At 62.4% G+C, this 18,428-nt stretch carries 15 protein-coding genes and 2 pseudogenes; 10 read left to right on the plus strand and 7 right to left on the minus strand.

Translation table 11 applies throughout. The annotated features are described in order from the left end of the window. Complete coding sequence (locus SLW74_RS11480; protein WP_410928926.1) at positions 1–1,698, minus strand: Hsp70 family protein; 1,698 nt, start codon at positions 1,696–1,698, stop codon at positions 1–3. 329 nt (positions 1,699–2,027) lie between these two features. Here SLW74_RS11480 and SLW74_RS11485 point away from each other — a divergent pair, with 329 nt between their 5' ends. The 5 genes and pseudogenes from SLW74_RS11485 to SLW74_RS11505 all read left to right on the plus strand — a co-directional run bounded on the left by SLW74_RS11485 (position 2,028) and on the right by SLW74_RS11505 (position 9,698). After that, entirely contained in the window at positions 2,028–2,936 is a 909-nt protein-coding gene (locus tag SLW74_RS11485) for a hypothetical protein (protein ID WP_410928927.1), read from the plus strand. A 130-nt stretch (positions 2,937–3,066) separates the two neighbouring features. Continuing rightward, the gene (locus tag SLW74_RS11490; protein ID WP_192130353.1) at positions 3,067–3,768 is read left to right on the plus strand and encodes a DUF3053 domain-containing protein; all 702 of its coding nucleotides are present in this window, start codon (positions 3,067–3,069) and stop codon (positions 3,766–3,768) included. A 157-nt stretch (positions 3,769–3,925) separates the two neighbouring features. Continuing rightward, positions 3,926–6,111, plus strand: a pseudogene (locus SLW74_RS11495) (M48 family metallopeptidase). A gap of 321 nt (positions 6,112–6,432) precedes the next feature. Continuing rightward, positions 6,433–8,181, plus strand: a complete 1,749-nt coding sequence (locus tag SLW74_RS11500) for a right-handed parallel beta-helix repeat-containing protein (RefSeq protein WP_410928928.1) — start codon at positions 6,433–6,435, stop codon at positions 8,179–8,181. Positions 8,182–8,456: 275 nt separating this feature from the next. Next, positions 8,457–9,698, plus strand: coding sequence for a DUF1835 domain-containing protein (locus tag SLW74_RS11505; protein WP_410928929.1), 1,242 nt, complete (start codon positions 8,457–8,459; stop codon positions 9,696–9,698). Here SLW74_RS11505 and SLW74_RS11510 read toward each other — a convergent pair whose 3' ends face one another. The 3 genes and pseudogenes from SLW74_RS11510 to SLW74_RS11520 form a co-directional block, all read right to left on the minus strand. Beyond that, the gene (locus SLW74_RS11510) at positions 9,699–10,160 is read right to left on the minus strand and encodes a GNAT family N-acetyltransferase (RefSeq protein ID WP_410928930.1); all 462 of its coding nucleotides are present in this window, start codon (positions 10,158–10,160) and stop codon (positions 9,699–9,701) included. 76 nt (positions 10,161–10,236) lie between these two features. Continuing rightward, positions 10,237–10,788, minus strand: a pseudogene (locus SLW74_RS11515) (cell filamentation protein Fic); the annotation flags it as partial. Positions 10,789–10,913: 125 nt separating this feature from the next. Next, a complete protein-coding gene (locus SLW74_RS11520) occupies positions 10,914–11,810 on the minus strand; it encodes an AraC family transcriptional regulator N-terminal domain-containing protein (RefSeq protein WP_410928931.1) in 897 nt (298 codons plus the stop codon). A gap of 138 nt (positions 11,811–11,948) precedes the next feature. Between SLW74_RS11520 and SLW74_RS11525 the strand changes: the two genes are divergently transcribed. From SLW74_RS11525 to SLW74_RS11535, 3 genes are read left to right on the plus strand one after another with little or no spacing between them, the layout of a single operon-like run. After that, positions 11,949–12,692, plus strand: a complete 744-nt coding sequence (locus SLW74_RS11525; protein ID WP_410928932.1) for an SDR family NAD(P)-dependent oxidoreductase — start codon at positions 11,949–11,951, stop codon at positions 12,690–12,692. A 19-nt stretch (positions 12,693–12,711) separates the two neighbouring features. Next, positions 12,712–13,113: a VOC family protein gene (locus SLW74_RS11530; RefSeq protein WP_410928933.1), complete on the plus strand. Its 402-nt coding sequence runs from the start codon at positions 12,712–12,714 to the stop codon at positions 13,111–13,113. Then, positions 13,110–14,096 carry a saccharopine dehydrogenase family protein gene (locus SLW74_RS11535; RefSeq protein WP_410928934.1) on the plus strand — a complete coding sequence of 329 codons (987 nt, stop codon included), beginning with the start codon at positions 13,110–13,112 and terminating at the stop codon, positions 14,094–14,096. The genes SLW74_RS11530 and SLW74_RS11535 overlap by 4 nt, the downstream gene beginning before the upstream one ends. 6 nt (positions 14,097–14,102) lie before the next feature. On the opposite strand, the gene SLW74_RS11540 is transcribed toward SLW74_RS11535, so the two are convergent. Then, on the minus strand, positions 14,103–15,008 hold the full coding sequence (locus SLW74_RS11540) for an AraC family transcriptional regulator N-terminal domain-containing protein (RefSeq protein ID WP_410928935.1): 906 nt from the start codon (positions 15,006–15,008) through the stop codon (positions 14,103–14,105). Positions 15,009–15,223: 215 nt separating this feature from the next. On the opposite strand from SLW74_RS11540, the gene SLW74_RS11545 reads away from it, so the two are divergent. Then, complete coding sequence (locus SLW74_RS11545; protein WP_410928936.1) at positions 15,224–15,973, plus strand: glucose 1-dehydrogenase; 750 nt, start codon at positions 15,224–15,226, stop codon at positions 15,971–15,973. A gap of 52 nt (positions 15,974–16,025) precedes the next feature. Here SLW74_RS11545 and mntP read toward each other — a convergent pair whose 3' ends face one another. Then, entirely contained in the window at positions 16,026–16,592 is a 567-nt protein-coding gene (mntP, locus tag SLW74_RS11550; RefSeq protein ID WP_065988908.1) for a manganese efflux pump MntP, read from the minus strand. Positions 16,593–16,830: 238 nt separating this feature from the next. Next, positions 16,831–18,150: an ATP-binding protein gene (locus SLW74_RS11555; RefSeq protein WP_410928937.1), complete on the minus strand. Its 1,320-nt coding sequence runs from the start codon at positions 18,148–18,150 to the stop codon at positions 16,831–16,833. A gap of 10 nt (positions 18,151–18,160) precedes the next feature. Here SLW74_RS11555 and SLW74_RS11560 point away from each other — a divergent pair, with 10 nt between their 5' ends. Then, a complete protein-coding gene (locus SLW74_RS11560; protein WP_296312205.1) occupies positions 18,161–18,400 on the plus strand; it encodes a hypothetical protein in 240 nt (79 codons plus the stop codon). The last annotated feature ends 28 nt before the right edge of the window (positions 18,401–18,428 follow it).

The following is an 18,428-nucleotide window of genomic DNA, read 5'->3' on the forward strand; positions in this document are numbered from 1 at the left end:
TCAGTGCCACCCGCCACGTTCCAGCTGTTTGAGCCGCTCGTTCAGCTCCGTGCGCGTCTGCCGGATGATCCGCTCGTCCTGACTGTCGAGGGCACGCTGGAACACGCTTGCCCAGTCACCGATCAGTTCGCGGCGGTCGCCCAGGCTCTCCTGGTAAAGATGCTCCAGGCGCGCAACCAGCAGCGTGTTGACCTGCTGATCGCGCGGATGAATCTTGAGCGCGGCCAGGGCTTGCAGGCGCTCGGCGATTTCTTCAGGGCTGAGCACGCCGGGGTTGTTTTCGATGACCAGTGCGAACGCCTCGCCCGTGCTGGGGAGGGTGACCTGACATTCGAGAATGCCGTTGTTGTCGTACGTAAAGCGCACGTCGAGACTGACGTTGCCTTCATTGTGCGGGGGGAGGGGAATCGCCAGTTCGCCCAGGGGAATGTTGTCGCGCACCAGGCGACTTTCGCCCTGGAAGATGCTCACCGTCACGCCGGTTTGCCCCGCTTCGGCGGAGTAAACGGTCTTGACCCGGCTGACCGGTACGGTGGTGTTGCGCTCGATGATCGGCAAATAGTGCCCATGCTCTCGGTGCCGGCCGACCCGTTCTGCGACCTCGATACCCAGGGTGTAGGAGCAGACGTCGGTCAGCACCACTTCTTCGAGGGCGGCATTCCGGGATTTCAGCGCCGCCTGAATCGCCGCGCCGTGGGCCACGGCTTCATCCGGGTTGAGCTGGATGGAGGGGAAGCGCCCGAACATGCCCGCCGCCAGTTTGCGCACCAGCGGCATACGCGTGGTACCGCCGACCAACAGGATTTCGTCCAGATCGCCGACCAGCAGCCTGGCATCGCGCATCGCGCGTTCCACCGGATTGCGCAGCCGTTCGAGCAACGGCGCATACAGCGCGGCCATGTCCTCCTGGGTGAAGGTCTGCTGCCACTGCCGGCCGTCCACGCGCAGCACGAACGCGTCACTGCGCGCCTGGCCCAGGGCAATGCGCAGGCGTTGGGCTTCGCGGTGCAGCGCGTGAGCGATCGATTCGGGGGCGGGAAAGCCTGGCTGGTCAGCTTGGGTGCGAACGAAAGCCTCGGCCAGCAGCCGGTCGAAATCTTCGCCACCGAGGAAGTTGTCACCGGCACTGGCGCGCACTTCCATCACCCCCTCGAACAGCTCGAGGATCGACACGTCAAACGTGCCGCCCCCCAGGTCGAACACCAGAAACGAGCATTCGTTTCCGTGTTGCGGCAGTCCGAATGCCAGCGCGGCAGCAGTGGGTTCGTTGATCAGCTTGTCGACCTTGAGGCCGGCCAGCTCCCCTGCGATGCGCGTGGCTTTGCGCTGGGCGTCGCTGAAGTAGGCCGGGACGCTGATGACCGCCTCGACAACGGTTTCGCCATAGGCACGCTCGACGTCTTCCTTGAGGCTGCGGAGGACCAGCGCGGAAAGCTCTTCGGGACGAAAGGCGTGATCGCCCAGGTTGATCGTGTGGGCGCTGCCCATGTGGCGTTTGAACAGCGCAGTGGTCACGCAAGGGTGGGTGTGCAGGCGTTCGCGAGCGGCTTGCCCGACCAGAATCCGACCCTCATCGTCCAGTCCGACCACGGACGGGGTGAGCACCTCGCCCAGGGCGTTCGGCACCAGTAGGCTGGCATCGTCTTTCCAGACCGCGATCAGGCTGTTGGTCGTGCCAAGGTCAATCCCGACAATCATGGGCGAAACCCTGTGTGCGTTTTATCGTTCATAAGCGGTGTCTTCCCTGAGCCTGGAGGTTGGGTGCGCAGATTTGAGAATGATCGGCGGGAGGGGTTCAAGCCTCCCTGCGCCTTGTGTGCGCCTTCACTGCGCGGACGGCGTAACATGCCGCAAAATTACAAAATAATGGGATCCAAAGGGAATTTATTTCTCCTTAAGCTATCTAGCATGACGGTTACAGACGGTTTCATTTGCGCCAGCCTCGTTCATCCGGCGCCAGTCAACCCACCGCCAAGCCACCTCGGACGGCGCTGATCCATATTTTCTGACAGGGACGCACACTCGCCATGCAAACAGCCTCCACTGCGGCATCCGCCACTGGCGAGCGCGTCGCCAGCTTCAGCTACGGCAAAGGCTTTCTGGTTTTTCTACTGATTTTCGGCGTGGTCCTGCTGGGCCTGGCCGGGTTTGTTCTGTACCTTGGCACGATCCTGCCCCACAGCGCTGCCGGCCCTGTCGAACTGAACACTTCCCGTGGCACCCCCCTGAACGTCTCCAGCCCCGCCATGATGATTTATGCCACCAGCGCTTTCCTGGCAGTGCTCGGGCTGATCGTACTGGGGCTTTATGGGTGGCAGAACAAGCAGCGCCAGACGCGTTATGAGCTGTATGAACACGGCGTTGCGCACACGACCCGGGGCGCCCGCACCTACGTGCCGTTCGCCGAGATTCAGGACCTTTACCTGTTCAGTTCGGGGCAGGTGGCCTACACCGGGTTGATCACCAATCTGGCGTTCCGTCGCACTGCCAGCGAACCCTTCCACCGGGTGCTGCCCTCGTTGAAGGGCTTCTACACCTTCATGGAAACCTTCCGCGAGCTGTACCTCAACGCGCGTCAGCCCGTGGTCCTCGATACCCTGCACGCCGGTGGCAGCGTTACCTTCAACTGCCTCAACGGCGCCCAGGTCTGGCGCAAGCGCATGGGCGGCGATTTCCTCAACGTCGACACCCAGCCGATCGTGGTCTCCCGCGACGCCGTGCTGATTCAGAACAGCGTGGTGCCGATGTCCGCGCTGCGCAGCATGGATCACAGCCGCTGGAACGAGACCATCGAGATTCGGGATGCGGCGGGCAAGGTCGTGCTGTCGACTCTGGCGACCGGCATCCTCAGCCATGATCTGTTTCTCAGCACCCTTGGGCTGCTCATGGAAACACCGGCGAATGATCGGCCAGCCACTGCGCCGACGTTTGCCTGAACGCTGCTCAACCGACCGCGTCTTCGCTCACGGCTGTTCAGGGGTTGCCCCGGGCCTCTAAGCGTCGACATTCACAGCCTTCGGCAGGCCCCTCTGCCGCGGGCGTATCACTTCTGGAGATTCTCCGACCATGACCGTCTCACTCACCCGCCACTGGTTACTCGCCCTCGCACTGCCTCTGCTACTGACCGCCTGTGGCAGCAGCGAACCTGACCAGCGTGCCGCGTTCAAGCAGTTCCTGCAGACCCGGATCATCGACAAGCCCGGCGTGCACGTGCCCAAGCTGACACCGGATGAATCGAAATCGTTCGGCGATTACAGCCAGCACTATGCCGTGATCACCGACTTCAACAGCGGGATGGACGCGAGCATCAAACCCCTCAACGGCTTCGTGCAGAAAGGCGCGTTCCGTTCATTGAGCGACGTGATCGAGCGCCGTGACGATATCAAGACTGCGCAAACCGGCTTGAATGACCTGGTCGTGCAGCTCAAGCAAGAGTTGGCAAAAGCCGATGCCGCCCATGCCCAGCTCAAGCAGCCTGACGATCTGAAGACGGTGTATGACAGCGCCTATGACCGCACCGTGACCCTACCGGCCAACACGCTCCTGACCGTCATGCCGCAAGTCAACGGCACCATTGATTCGGGCCTGAAAGTGGCTGACTACGTCGACGCCCACAAAGCGCAGATCCAGATCAATGGCTCCGTGGTTCAAGTGACGGACCCCAAGGTGCAGACTGAGTTGAACACGTTGCTGCAGGACCTGAATGCCAAAGCCAGGGTGGTTCAGGAAGCGCAGGTGCGCATGCAAACGGTGTTGCTGGGTCGCTGATCCAGACGCCGATGGCTGCGTGGCTCACCGCGTTGAGCCACAGCGTCGAAGGCGTCGCTTTTGACACGCACGCAACGGTCATCTGACCGTTGCTCAAGGAAGCAGGCGCGCGCCAGGGAGGGCACTCGGCGGCGCAGAAGAGGGCCGTCCGATGGACATCAAAAAGCTGAAGCTGATTGCCGTACTGGTTTTATTTCCCCTTGGGTTGAATCTGGTTGGGGTCTGGGAGCTGCAACGCAGCACCGACGACCACGCCGAATACGCGGCCTACCAGGCCGACCTTGCCGAATTTCGTCCAGAGCTCCAGGCCATCGCCGACAACAGCGGCTCGCGACCCGTTATGGTCGATGTGGGCGACGGCGAGAAAATGGAAGTGAAAATGGCGCTGTCCCGCGTCACTGAGATGCAGGACGAGCTGGACACCTTGCTGCCGTTGACCAATGTCATGGCGTGGGTGGCAAAGGGCACCATTACCCTCGGTTTACTGGCGGCTCTGGTGGGCGGGCTCGGCTTGCTCGCCCTTAACTGGGCAGGCCGGCGCGCCATGCATTCGCGGGAGCAACTGCTGCACAGCTTCACCCGTGTGACCAAACTGCTGCCCTACGTTCTGGTCGGCCACGTGGTGGTGATGGGGGCAGCGATTGCCGCCATCGTCGCGTTCGAGGCGCTGGGCGCGTGGCACGCCGGGCGGCTGTCGGCCGGCGAAATGAAGTTCATGTTCTTCGGCATGGTGCTCGTCGCAGGCTGCCTGTATTCCATCTGGCAGATGGGCACGCAACTGCGCGTCATGCTCAACATGTTCCAGCCCACGCCGATGGACGTGATGGGCGAGGCGGTCACCGTCGAGCAGGCGCCGGTGCTCTGGGCTTACGTGAAGGATCTGGTCCTGAAACTGGGCGCACTGCCGCCCGATCACATCGTGCTGGGCATGGCCGCCGGCTTTTACGTCACCTCCGGCGACATCGCCCTCGCGCCGGCCAACATCACCTTGACGGGCCGCACCCTGCATGTGCCGCTGGCCTATCTCGGCATCCTGGATGAAGCCGAAACCACCGCGGTCATCGGCCACGAGCTGGGGCATTTTGCAGGCGCGGATACCGAGTTCAGTATGCGTTTCGTGCCGATCTACCACGGCATCGAGCGCAGCCTGGTGGTGATCGGGCAGACCCTGGTCGACAGTGAATGGCTGCAGCGCGTGACCCTGCACCCGGCGTTCATGCTGGGCGCCTACTTCATGGAAAGTTTCGACCACGCGGTGATGCACTGGAGCCGTGTGCGTGAGCTGGAAGCCGACGCCGCCGGTGCGCAGCTGGCGGGCAATCTGGCGGCCGCGTCGGCGCTGGTGCGCATTTCCGCCATCGACCCGATGCTGCAAGAGCGCCTGGTCGCCCACATCACCCAGGCAACCCGGCCGACGTCCGAGCACGTGCCGGTCAGTGATCTGCCGACCACGGTTCTGCGCGAAATCGCGGCCTTGCCCCTGACCTTGCCGGAAGAGGAAATGGCCACCCAGCTGCCGCATCCGTCAGACACCCATCCTTCGAATGGCGAGCGCGTGGCGTCTCTCAAGGTGTCGATCGACGATGCCGTGCGCAGTGGCACGCGGCCGCTGGATGCAACGCAAGCCTGTGCGGCGATGGATCGCTACTTCGCCCAGCCCGACGTGTTGCGCGCTCGCCTGACGGACGATTATCTGAGCCATCACGTCCAGCAGGACGCCGTCCTCGTCGAGACATTGCGCACCCACGCTGGCAACGTCACCGGGGACGTTGCGCTGCACGAAGGCGCGCGCTTGCGGGGGCAAATCCTGATCGGGTTCAGTGGTCTGCTGGCCGTGGCGGGGCTGATCCTGCTGCTGGCACCGGTGCTGTTTCCAGGTGCTGCGGGACGTGATCCGCAGCCATTTTTCGTCGGTGCCGGCATCGCTCTGTTCATCATGCTGTGCATGTTGCCCTTTGGCGTGCGCCTGTTCAGACGTGCGCATAAAACCGCGCTGCTGCTGACGCCGGATCACTTCGTGTTCGCCAACCTCAAGGCGCCGCTGCCGATTCGCGACATCGCCGACTTCAACCTGCAGGTGGGGATGTCGTCATGCTGACGATCCTGCTCGAAGACAACGCACCCCTGCCGGAGCTGACCTCCCGGTCGTTCTTCGCACCGGATGTGGCGCTGAACAAGAAGAAACGGTGGCTGATGTTGCCGATGAGCAAATTCTGCCGCGATGACAAAAAGCTCAAGCTCCCCGAGCTGGCCGAACTGATCGGGAACTACGTCAACGCCGGCGCCGCGCGGCATTTGCTGCAGCAGCGGTTTGAGCAGGAAGAGGAATCGAAGGCTGGGTAGATCAGGCCAGGTTGGAGCGAAATTCGGATACACCGGGATTTTGAATAGTAGGACCGGCTTTAGCCGGGAAGAGGCCGGTTTGACTACTGCACATGTCGCGGTGTGAAGCCTGACGCCTTCCCGGCTAAAGCCGGTCCTACGAAACGCACGCGACCCGGGGACCTGCTTTAGTCGCGCAGACTTCGATCCGATACCTGCGCTGAACGGGGAAAGACTGAGGACGGGATTCCCCACCGCCCGTCACCTATCCCGTCAGATGACCCAGCTTTCACACAGCATGCCCATACTGCTCCCGTCTCTTCATTCGAAACGGAGCATGTTATGACACTGCAATTCAATGTCCGGGATTTTGGCGCAGTCGGTGATGGGCATACGTCCGACACCGCGGCCATTCAAGCCGCCATCGATGCGGCGGCGAAAGCCGGCGGCGGCGATGTGTATATTCCTGCCGGCACCTGGACCCTGACCCCGGGCGGAAAGCCTGCCGACGGCGCGCTGATGCTAAAAAGCAATGTGTTCATCAAGGGCGAGGGCATGGGCGTCACGGTGCTCAAGCTGGCCGATGGCACCGACCAGGCTGTCACCGGCATCATCCGCTCGGCGAGCGGCGAGGCAACCCACGATTTCGGCGTCAGCAACCTCACCCTCGACGGCAACCGCGATGCCACCAGCGGCAAGGTGGATGGCTGGTACAACGGCTTTCTGCCGGGCCAGCCGGGTCAGGACTCCAATGTCACGCTGTCCGGCGTCGAGATCCGCGATTGCTCGGGCTACGGCTTCGACCCCCACGAGCGCACGGCGAACATGCTCATCGAAAACAGCGTGTCCCACGGCAACGGGCTGGACGGGTTCGTCGCCGACTACCTGATCGACAGCACGTTTCGCAACAACCTGGCCTACGACAATGACCGTCACGGTTTCAACATCGTCACCACCACCCACGATCTGGCGCTGCTGAACAATGTCTCCCACGACAATGGCGGGGGCGGCATCGTCGTCCAGCGCGGCAGCGAAAAGATCCCCTCGCCGTATCACATCACCATCGAAGGTGGCGAGGTGTACGGCAATGCGGCTGAAGGCGTGTTGGTGAAACTGTCCAACGGCGTTAATATCAGCGGCGTGGACATTCACCACAACGGTACCTCCGGCGTGCGTGTCTACGGCAGCACGGACGTTGAGGTTCGCGGCAATCTGATTCACGAGAACGCACAGAAAGCCGGCATCCCTGAAGTGCTGATCCAGCCGTTCGACGACCGCGGCGGCGTCTCCGGGAAGCTTCATCCGTCTGACCACAACACCTTCGCGGGCAACATCATTACCGGCGGCGACAAAAGCACCTTCGGGGTGGCAGAGGAGAGCGGGCAGTCCGGCAGCAACTCGGTGTACGGCAACACCTTCGCGCACCTGCAGGACACCGTATCGCTGCAGGGCGCGGGTGACCACGTCGGGACCAACCCCGTGCTGAATGCCATCGACGGCGGCAATGGCGGCGATGCCATCGTCGGAACCGCGAAGGCCGACTCGATCAACGGCAAGGACGGGGCAGACACCCTGAGTGGCGGATCCGGCGCGGACCTGCTCTGGGGCGGCGCTGGCCATGACCGGTTGCTGGGCGGCAGCGGCAACGACACCCTGATCGGCGGCGCCGATGCCGACGTGCTGTTTGGCGGCGCAGGCTCGGACCTGTTCCGGTTTGCCTCGGTGTCCGACAGCTACAGAACGGCGACTGCCAGCCATGCAGACCGCATCGGCGACTTCGATGCCGCCCATGACATCATCGATGTCTCGGGCTTGGGCTTCACCGGATTTGGCGACGGCCACGACGGCACCCTGAAGTTCACCACCAACGCCGAGCACACCCGGGTCTACCTGAAAGACCTGGACGCCGACGTGCAAGGGCATCGCTTCGAACTGATTCTGGACGGTGATTTCAAGGCCGCTCTTCCTTCAAAATCCATGGTATTTGCCGACGCCCCGACGTCGCTGGCCAGTACATCAGCCCCAGCGGATGCCGTGTCGGTGGAGCTGGTAGGTGTGGCTCAGGATCATCCGGAGACTGCTCTCGTGTGACGTAACGGCAGGCCCGTCTTGCCCCTGCGCGCTGGCACGGGGAGTGGACCGAGGTAGGCCCGCGCCGTGAGGTCATACTCACGGCGTGATCCCATACAACTCCCGCCCCCGTTTCCGCCCCCACCTTTGCATCCTGCCGGCCTTCCGGCTAAAGTCCGCCTTCGGGCGTCTGCTGCGCCTGCGGTCCGCGCGAAGGGGTTTCCCAAGGCAAGCGTTGCACCCTCATTCATTCCAGCTCCCGGCTTGTCGGCGGACCGAGCCCCAAAGGAGTTGGCATGCCTGCCACGAATGCGTCCCGTCAACACGGTCTGCTCGATGTACCTGCGCTGCGTAAGCACGCAAAACGTCTTCTCAAAGCCCTGAACACCCACGAAGCGGATGACGCCCGGGCGCAATTGCGCGCGATGGGCCTGCCGGGCCCGGCCTATCGGCTCGCCGACACCCAATGGCTGGTGGCCCGGGAGGCAGGGTTCGCCAGTTGGCCCAAATTGATCGCCCATGCCGATGCCGTCGGATTTGCCGCCCGCCATCCGGATTTTGCGGCGACGGGTGAAGCACAGGTTCAGCACTGGCGCTGCGGCAACGACATCGAGCGCAGCCTGCGCGTTGTCGGCTTCGCAGGTGCGTTCCAGATGTTCGACGACCCCATGGTCATGGGACCGGTACCGGCGCTGCCTGACGACGACTATTGGGCGGTGAGGGCAGTCTTTGCCCAGCAGGCCTTCGGCTTGTCGGCCCCTGATGCTCAGCAACGGCAGGCGACTCAGCGCGGGGCTTTGGCACGCCTGAATGCCGACAGTGAACTGGTCCTGTGGTGCGAAGCCGATGCCTACGATCAGCTGTTTCTGGTTCGGCTGCTGGCGAGTTTGCCCTGCGTCCCGCGCAGGCTGGAGCTGATCGAGATCAACCGCGTGCCCGGCGTCGAGCGATTCATTGGTATCGGGCAACTGGACCCGGACGTGCTCGCCTGGCTTTGGCCCCAGCGGCGCGCCATCGGTGAAGACGCGCTGGCACTGGCCCGGCAGGTATGGGCCGCCTACACCGCAGCGGACCCGACTCGCTGGGCCGAACTCGCGGCACAGCACCATTCGGCGCTGCCGCTGCTCGGTCCCGCGCTGGCAAGACAACTGCAGGAGCTGCCCGGCGCAGAGGATGGCTTGAGCCTGACCCAGCGGCTGACCCTGCGCATTCTCGCGGAGAAAGGCGAGATGCCGGCGGGGAAGGTGTTCGGTCATTTGATGCTGACCTATGAGCCGCTGCCGTATCTGGGCGACATGATGTTCAACGCGCTGCTGAGACCGCTCATCGACGCACCGCACCCGCTGCTGCACGAACAATCGGGCAGCGAATGGCCCAAGCGACTCGTCCGGCTGACGGCCCTGGGTGAGCGCGTCCTGCGCGGGGAAGTGAACTGGCTTGATCTTGAGCCCGCAGAGCGTTGGGTCGGCGGTGTGCAGATTATTGCGGACCGCTTGCCCTGGGTGGTCAGCCCCGAAGGGCGGGTGTGGCGTCGGTGACTAGGCCAGAGGCGTCAGCGCCTTCTCCATGATGATCGTCCGCTCTTCGCCGTGGTATTCATCCCGAACGGTCGAGTAGCCCAGGGACTGGTAGAAGCCCTCGGCCGTGATGGAGGAGGGCACGCGTAACCGATGGATGCCGTGGGAGTGGGCGGCTGATTCAACAGCCGCCATCAAGGCGCGCCCGGCGCCCTGGCCCTGGTGTGTCGGGGCGACGAACACGCTGCGAACCGTGGCTTGATCGAGGCTCGCCGTGGCAATAACTTCTTTGTCGAGGGTCGCCACGTACACCTGCCGCTGCACCAGCAAGCGCAGGATCGCCGACGGGGAAAAACTCAGCGTCACCTGGGCGATCACGGCGGCGGAATAGTCCTGGCTATTGGACTCGCGCAGGGCGGCCACGATGACGCCGCTGATTGCGGTGGCGTCCTGATCTGTTGCCTTGCGGATCTGGCAGTGCATGTGGCTGTGCTCCTTGCGTCCGCGAGCGGTTATCTCAATACCGGGTGAGCAGCACACGCCGATAATCCCCTTTCATTTACTGGTCGTTTTCATCTTGTGGCCGTTGCTGCGCCTGCTGATCAAGCAGCATTTGTGTGATCTGCTCAATGTAGTCGAACACCTCAGGCTGGACCGAGTATTGGTACTGCTTGCGACGGTTGTTGGAAACTTTCCCGTTATTCGTCAGGCACATCATCACGAGGTTGGCCAAGTCGCTGCCGCGCACGTCGTAGACCTCATTTACCGTCCGCACGACCTTGTCATAGTTTTCAAGAAAGATTGTCTCTTCACGAAGTTCCACTTCTAACGCACGCTTCGCCATTTCCAGAGTGAACCGTACCGCTGAAGTGGCATCCCAGAAGCGATAGATCGAGGGATCACCCGTGAATTCGAACGAGTACTGACCCTGATCAATCCACCGGACATCCCAGAAATAACGCGCCGGGCGAGAGAACGACTGCAACGTCTCCAGATACAGGCGCTCCTCGCGTTTCATGGCCACAGATACCGGCAGCAGCAAACCATTTCCCAGCGCGCCGGCGCGGCACAGAGTGTGGTGGATCAAAAAACGGGAGAGGCGACCATTGCCGTATTCATAGCGCAATTCCTTGATTCACGACGATCCCATGCAGTTTTTCTTCAGTGCACTCAGAAAATCTTCAGTTCGACCAATTATCCTGATTTTTTCTTAACTTGATGCATCCCGTCTTACTCCTAGGACCGCGCGACCACCCCCGTAGCCCTGAGAATCCTGCCGGCATCCCGGGCGGGAGGGAGCCCGAACACCCGGGCGTAATCACGACTGAACTGGGTGGCGCTCTCGTAGCCGACCTCGAACGCGGCTGCCATGACGCTCCTGGCATGGGCAACCATCAGCGTTCTGGCCTGCAACAGGCGAACCCGCTTCTGGTACTGCAAAGGGCTCAGGTGAGTGACCGCCTTGAAATGCCGATGGAACGCCGAGACGCTCATCGAAGCGCGCTCGGCCAGGCGCTCCACGCCCAGGGGTTGAGCGAAGTCACGACGGATCCACTGAATGGCCATGTTGACCCGCGCCATGGCGCTGTCCGGCACGGCAATTTCGCGCAACATCCAGCCGAGCGGGCCCTGGAGTACGCGGAAAATAATTTCCCGTTCATAGACCGGGGCGAGGGCGGCGATCGCTTCGGGGTCGCCTATCAGTCGCAGCATTCGCACCCAGGCATCCATCAGTTCATCTGTCATCAATGCGACGGAAAACCCCGAATCCTGTTCAGCGCGGCTGGCAGGTTTGGGCAGGTCGGCGAACAGCGTCGCCAGCACCGCCGGGTCCAGCGTCAGGCTGACTGCCAGATAAGGCTCGCCTGCAGGCGCCGGGTGCACCGAACCCACCGCAGGCAGATCGATGGACATGACGAAGTAGGTCGCCGGGTCGTAGCTGAGGGTCAGGTCCCCCACGGTCATGCTTTTGCTGCCCTGCAGAATCACGTTGATCATCGGGTCATACACCGCCGCGAGCAGGTGCTCGGGGATTTTGCCCTGCACCATGGCTACCCGGGGGATGCCCGTTTCGGTGCGACGGTTTTCAGCACCGGCAGCAAGCAATCGGAGTTCATTCAGTTGTTTTTCCATGGGCAGCATGCTGAGGGCTGAGCGTCATGCCGCGCAAGGGAAAAGCAGAAACGGGCAGGTTCCGAGCAGGAACGGACACGTCCTCGGTCTCTGTGATGAGTACTGTGGAGCCACGTTTGAATCACAGAGGAACACGAGATGGGCGTTATCGTTATCACAGGCGGCAGCCGCGGGATCGGCGCCAGTGCGGCCGAACACGCGGCGAAACGGGGTATGGGTGTCATCCTGACGTACAACGCCAACCCTCAGGCAGCGGCTTTGGTCGTCGAGCGCATTGCACAGGCCGGTGGGAAGGCCGTTGCGCTGAAACTCGACGTGTCCGACGTCGGCAGCTTCGCGGCGTTTCGCGAATCCGTGGTCACGGCACTTCGCGAAACCTGGGCGACCGCCACGTTGACTGGCCTGGTCAACAACGCCGGCTATGGCCTGTTCAACCCCTTGGCAACGGTCAGCGAAGCGCAGTTCGACGGTCTGTTCAACGTGCACCTCAAAGGCCCGTTTTTTCTGACTCAGGCGCTGCTGCCGTTACTCGCGGACAACGCCAGCATCGTCAATCTCACCAGCGCCACGACACGAGTGGCCACGGCCGGCGTTGCTCCCTACGCCGCGTTCAAGGGTGGCCTTGAAGTGCTGACCCGCTACATGGCCAAAGAATTTGCCGACCGGCGAATACGCGCCAATGCGGTATCACCGGGCGCCATCCGCACAGAGCTGGGCGGCGGCCTCAACGATGCGTTCGAAGCGATGCTGGCGGCGCAGACCGCGCTCGGCAGAGTGGGCGATCCGGAAGACGTCGGCCGAGTGATTGCCATGTTGCTGTCCGACGAAAGCGGCTGGATCAATGCCCAGACCCTTGAAGTCGCCGGCGGCTACAACATCTGACCACGGGAGGATTTCGAGAATGCTGGATCATATTTTTCTGTCAGTGAGCGACGTCCCACGTGCCGTCGGCTTCTATGAGCAGGTGCTCGCACCTCTGGGCGTCACGGCACGGCTGGACTACGACGGCAAGGACGGTCCGCCGGGACATCCTGACCTGAAAGGCTTCGGCGCCAACGGTCGGGTGTTTTTCTGGCTGCGCGAGGGAGTAGTCGAAGGACGTGCTGTCCATGTCGGCTTCGTCGCCAACAGCAAGGCCGAAGTGGATGCCGCTTACGCCGCCGCCATGGATCACGGAGCCGTGGACAATGGCGCGCCCGGCGCACGCTTGCACTACTACCCTGATTACTACGCCGCCAATGTGCTGGACCCGGACGGCTACAGCCTGGAATTCGTCTGCAAAAAATGGCAGCACGCCCAATGAGCCCGCTGCTGATCTACGGCGCCACGGGCTACACCGGGCGCATGGCAGCAGAACGCGCCAAAGCCCAGGGGCTGGTGTTCGAAATCGCCGGGCGCAATCGTCATCAACTCGAGGCACTCGCTGCGCAGCTGGGCGTGCCCTATCGGGTGTTCGATGCCGACGCGAATGCCGCCGCTTCGCTGTCAGGGATCTCGGTGTTGCTCAACTTCGCCGGCCCGTTTGCCCACACGGCGGAACCTTTGATGCGCGCCTGCATCCACGCCGGCGTGGACTATCTGGACATCACCGCCGAAATCAACGTGTACCGATTGGCCGAGCGATTGGGCGCTGAAGCCTTTGCACAGGGCGTCATGTTGCTGCCGGGCGTGGGCTGGGACGTGGTGCCTACCGACGCGCTGGCACTGCATGTCGCCAGGCGCGTTGATCAACCGCGTTCGCTGCGCATCGCGCTGCAAGTGCCGGGGTCGATGTCTCGGGGCTCGGCCAAGAGCGTCAGCGAAATCATCGGCGCCGGTGTGCTCGCCAGGGTGGCAGGTGAACTTGTCGCGACACCTGATGCACCGCCGCGTCAGTTTGATTTCGGCCAGGGACCGCTGCTCTGTGTGCCGCTCTCGTTCGGGGATCTCGTGACCGCGTGGCATGCAACCGCCATTCCCGACATCAGGATGTATGTCCATCTCTCGGGCGAAGCGTTTCCAGAGGGCGACCTCTCACTGCTTCCCGATGGCCCCGACGCTGCAGCGCGTGATGCCCATAGGGCCCGCGCGGCGGTTGAGATCACCGGGGCAGATGGCTCGATCGCCCGGTCGGTCATCGAAACCGAGAACGGCTACACCTACACACCACTCGCTGCGGTTGAAGCTGCCCGCCGTGTGTTGGGCGGTGAGCGGCGGCGGGGGTTCACAGCCCCTTCGCAGGTGTTCGGCGGCGGGTTTGCGCTGAGCATCGCGGGCACGGTCATTACCGACCTGTCAGCCAGGTAGTTCCGGTCAGGGGGCTGCCGGTGGGGCAGTGGTCTCGCCGGTTGGGGCGGGGGGCGACTTGAACCGCGCGGCGTCCCGCAGGGGAGGCAGGCCGAACAGCCGGGCGTATTCGCGATTGAATTGCGAAGCGCTTTCGTAGCCGACCTTGTAAGCGATGGACGTGGCGTCCAGCGAATCGAACAGCAGCAACCACCGGGCGCGTAACAGGCGCAGGCGTTTTTGATACTGAATGGGTGTCATGGCTGTGACCGACTTGAAATGCCGATAAAAGGCAGCAACGCTCATCTCGGACATCAGTGCGAGGGGCTCGACGCGGAAAGGCTCGGTGTAATGCTCGCGAATCCACTGCGTCACACGGCGGATCTGCGTCATCCGGCCATCCGGGCGCGCCATGTCACGAAGGATGCCGCCCAGTGGCCCCTGCAACGCACGATACAAAATCTCGCGTTCGATCATCGGGGCGAGGACTCCAGCGTCATGGGGACGATCGACCAGCCGCATCATCCGCACCCAAGCGTCCAGCATCTCATCCGACGCGCACACCGCCTGAAAGCACGCGCTTTGTGCTGCCCCTGGTGCCGTGTTCACCTCCATCAGCAGCGTCGCAATCACATCCAGATCAAGGGTCAGGCTGACCGCCAGATAGGGTTGATCGGCCGCTGCGGCGTGAATCTGGCCTGTGGCGGGCACGTCGACCGGCACCAGAAAATAATGGCCTGCGGTGTAGCGAAAAACCTCATGGCCTATCGACAGGCTTTTTGTGCCCTGGAGTACCAGATGCAGCATCGGCTGGTAGACCTGATCTGCGCAGGCCTCGGCGCAGACCATTGCAACGCGGGGCAGACCGGTGTCCGTCCAGGTGTTTTGGGCGCTCATCACGATGCGGCGCAGTTCTGCGATTGGATTTTCCATACCCCACCGTGGGCTACACCGCGGTGCCTGGCAAGGCATTTGAGAAGATCAGGCAAGGATGTGCGAACAACCGGCAAACGCTAGCCCGGTGGTTGGCCGAATACTGGGGGCACGCGGCTCGTTCCAGGTCCGGAGCTCACGACCGGTGCTCACGACCGATGCTCACCACGGACAGTAACGACGCTCAACAACACCTCATTTCAAAAGGTCACGGTATGAAACTCAACGGAAAAATCGCGGTAGTCACGGGTGCGTCGAAAGGTATCGGCGCCGGAATCGCCAAGGCGCTGGCCGCCCAGGGCGCAACGGTCATTATCAACTATGCCTCCAGCAGGGCCGACGCCGAGGCGGTGGTCACTCACATCACCGCCCAGGGCGGCTCCGCCGTCGCCGTGCAAGCGGACATGAGCCAGGGGGCTGACGTCACGCGCCTGTTCGACACGGTTCGCGAGCAGTACGGGACCCTGGATGTGCTGGTCAATAACGCAGGGGTGGCGGTGTTCCAGATGATTGACGACCTCACCGAAGAAGCCTTCCACACACAATTCAACCTGAACGTCCTCGGCTACCTGCTTGCGGTGCGAGAAGCAGTCAAGCTGATGGCGCCTGGGGCAAGCATCATCAACATCAGCTCGATCCTGAGCACCGACCCCTACCTGGCCTCCAGTGTCTACTCGGCCACCAAGGGCGCGGTCGACACCTTGAGCTTTGCGCTGGCCAGGGAACTGGGGCCGCGGGGCATCCGGGTCAATTCGATCCTGCCGGGCCACACCAACACACCCGCAACGGCCGGGCACTTTGCGGGCGAGCTGGGAGAGAAAATACTGGCGGGCACACCTCTGGGGCGTTTTGGAGAGCCAGAGGACATTGCCCCTCTGGCCGTGTTCCTGGCTTCCGGCGATTCCCATTGGGTCACCGGCGAATCCATCAGGGCGTCCGGCGGTGTGCGCGGCGTCGGATATTGAACCATTGGTTTGACGGCTGAAGCGCACGGTTCATGTGCGCTCATATCGTCGTTTACGCCGCCGACAAATGCTCGTAAAGAATCGTCGCGCCGACCAGCATCAGCACAATGCCGCCGATGATTTCAGCGCGTTTGCCCACCACCGTGCCCAGCACGCGGCCCAGCATCACGCCGAGGGTGACCATGACCGTTGTCGCGACACCGATGGCGGCGGCAGCCACCAGGATATTCACATTGACGAACGCCAGGCCAACGCCCACGGCCAGCGCATCGATGCTGGTGGCGAAGGCCGTCACGGCCAATATCAGGAAGGAGTGCTGGTTGGGCTTTTCTTCTTCGGCTTCTTCGTGCTTGAGGCCGTTGTAGATCATGTGCACGCCGAGCACCAAGAGGAGCGTGAAGGCAATCCAGTGATCCCAGTTCTCGACATAGGACGTGGCCGCCTGGCCGATCAGCCAGCCGATCAAGGGCGTAATGCCTTCAATCACACCGAAGATAATGCCGGTGCGCAGCGCTTCTATCAAACGAGGCTTGTGCAGGCTCGCGCCTTTACCGATGGCCGCTGCGAAAGCGTCCGTGGACATGGCCAAAGCAAGAAGGATGAGGGAAATCGGGTTCACGGTTATGTTCCAGTCGGGCTGTGAGTCAACGACGCAACCACACGCCCGACTTTAGGCATGGATGCATCGTTGGTCTCGCCAACCCGAAGGTGTTCGTGCCACGGCAGGCCGCCGAGAATGTTGACACGAACGCTCTGTGACAATGAGTCCAGAGCAGGCTACTCCCCAACAAGGGCCGCCACTATACCGCGTGAATGTGAAAGAAATGTCGACGCGTGACGTTCAGTTCAGCGAATCATCAGACGGCTTGAACCGCTTCCGACGTCGCAATACAGCCCAGGATTCTCAGATACAGACTCACCGTCGTACCCGCTCCCGGAGCCGTTTCGATGCGCGCGTCACCGCCCGACTTGATCGCAAAATCCTTTGCCTGCGCCAACCCCAGCCCCGTGCCCTGGCCGGTCGCCTTGGTCGTGAAAAGAGGCTCGAACACGCGGCCTGCTATTTCAGGGGCCATGCCGGGACCGTTGTCCCGTACGCTCACGACCAGGTAGTCGCCCTGTTGCAGCGATAAATCATCCTCCACATGCACCCAGCGCGTGGACAGATGCACCTGACCGCTACCCTTCAGGGCATCACGTGCATTGGCCAGCAGGTTCATGACGACCGCATGGAGTTGAGCTTCCAGACAGAGAACGCCCCAGCCCCATTCGGCGAGATCGAACGTGAGGTCGATGGTTTCGCTCATCGAGTGACGCATCAGCGACTGCGCACCGTGAAGGCGAGCGGTCACATCGATGCAGATCAGTTCAGGCCCGTCACCGCGCACGCTGGTCATCAAATAGCCGATCAACTGCCGACCTTGCTCAACGGCTTGCAGTCCGGTTTCGGCGAAGCGCTCCACGTCCACTGGCCGTCGGGAGCGCAGGCGGATCAATTGAAACGCAGCGCTCACGCTCTGCAGCAAATTATTGAAGTCATGGGCGATGCTCGCCGTCAGCATTCCCAGGGATGAAATGCCCCTCGCGTTATCCAGCAGCGGGGTGACTTCGTTCTGGTTCTGCTCGGCGTGTTTGAATTGGTCCTGAAGTTGCGTCAGTTGCTTCGCCCGTTGCGTGCTCAGCCAGCGGGCCTCGAGCAAGGCAGCGGCCTGCCGGGCCAGTGCCTGCAAGGCAAAGGAATGGCGTTCGCTCAGTTGCCGGGGTTGTGTGTCGATCACGCAGACAGTGCCCAGCGCAGCGCCGCTGTCCGTGACAATGGGCGCACCGGCGTAGAAACGAATATAGGGAGGACCGAGCACCAGCGGGCTGGAAGCGAAGCGAGGGTCAACGGCCGCATCTTCGACGACCAGCACCTGCGCGGGGTCCAGGATCGCGTGGCCGCAGAACGCCAGATCCCGGTGGGTTTCCTGCACCTCAAGGCCGATGCAGGCTTTGAACCACTGACGATCCCGATCGACCAGCGACACCAGCGCAATGGGCGCGTCGCACAAAGTGGTCGCCAATAGAACGATGTCGTCGAATGCCTTCTCGTTGGCACTGTCCAGCACGTCCAGGTGTTCGAGCGAGAGGACACGCTCTTCCTCGTTGAAAGGAAAGGGGGCGGGATGGTGGGCCATCGATAAACCGGTGCTGGAAAAAGTAGTCCGGCATCATGCGCTGTGCCCCGTGCTACCGCAAGGGCGGAGGCCTGTTGATGCCGAACTGGGGAAAGAAAACGACGCGCTGTCTGCTGTGCAACTCGTCGAGGCCTCGAAAGCGATCGACGCCTACGGCGCGCTGTTGGACGAGTCAGCCAAGGCGGCACCGATGCGGATCTTGAGGTCCTATACGAGTTGGTCGATGCAGGTGACCGGCTCTAAGCGTTGAAAGAGGGGAACGCGCATCAGCCGTTCCC

Origin of the sequence: Pseudomonas sp. W5-36, assembly GCF_046540455.1 — a bacterium.
Taxonomy (GTDB): domain Bacteria; phylum Pseudomonadota; class Gammaproteobacteria; order Pseudomonadales; family Pseudomonadaceae; genus Aquipseudomonas; species Aquipseudomonas graminis_B.

Bases quoted from the DNA above. Each gene is read 5' to 3' on its own strand.
- SLW74_RS11500 (WP_410928928.1), top strand. From the start codon at position 6,433: ATGACACTGCAATTCAATGTCCGGGATTTTGGCGCAGTCGGTGATGGG.
- SLW74_RS11535 (WP_410928934.1), top strand. From the start codon at position 13,110: ATGAGCCCGCTGCTGATCTACGGCGCCACGGGCTACACCGGGCGCATG.
- SLW74_RS11480 (WP_410928926.1), bottom strand. From the start codon at position 1,698: ATGATTGTCGGGATTGACCTTGGCACGACCAACAGCCTGATCGCGGTC.
- SLW74_RS11485 (WP_410928927.1), top strand. From the start codon at position 2,028: ATGCAAACAGCCTCCACTGCGGCATCCGCCACTGGCGAGCGCGTCGCC.
- SLW74_RS11525 (WP_410928932.1), top strand. From the start codon at position 11,949: ATGGGCGTTATCGTTATCACAGGCGGCAGCCGCGGGATCGGCGCCAGT.
- SLW74_RS11530 (WP_410928933.1), top strand. From the start codon at position 12,712: ATGCTGGATCATATTTTTCTGTCAGTGAGCGACGTCCCACGTGCCGTC.
- SLW74_RS11520 (WP_410928931.1), bottom strand. From the start codon at position 11,810: ATGGAAAAACAACTGAATGAACTCCGATTGCTTGCTGCCGGTGCTGAA.
- SLW74_RS11555 (WP_410928937.1), bottom strand. From the start codon at position 18,150: ATGGCCCACCATCCCGCCCCCTTTCCTTTCAACGAGGAAGAGCGTGTC.
- SLW74_RS11540 (WP_410928935.1), bottom strand. From the start codon at position 15,008: ATGGAAAATCCAATCGCAGAACTGCGCCGCATCGTGATGAGCGCCCAA.
- SLW74_RS11545 (WP_410928936.1), top strand. From the start codon at position 15,224: ATGAAACTCAACGGAAAAATCGCGGTAGTCACGGGTGCGTCGAAAGGT.
- SLW74_RS11505 (WP_410928929.1), top strand. From the start codon at position 8,457: ATGCCTGCCACGAATGCGTCCCGTCAACACGGTCTGCTCGATGTACCT.
- SLW74_RS11510 (WP_410928930.1), bottom strand. From the start codon at position 10,160: ATGCACTGCCAGATCCGCAAGGCAACAGATCAGGACGCCACCGCAATC.
- SLW74_RS11490 (WP_192130353.1), top strand. From the start codon at position 3,067: ATGACCGTCTCACTCACCCGCCACTGGTTACTCGCCCTCGCACTGCCT.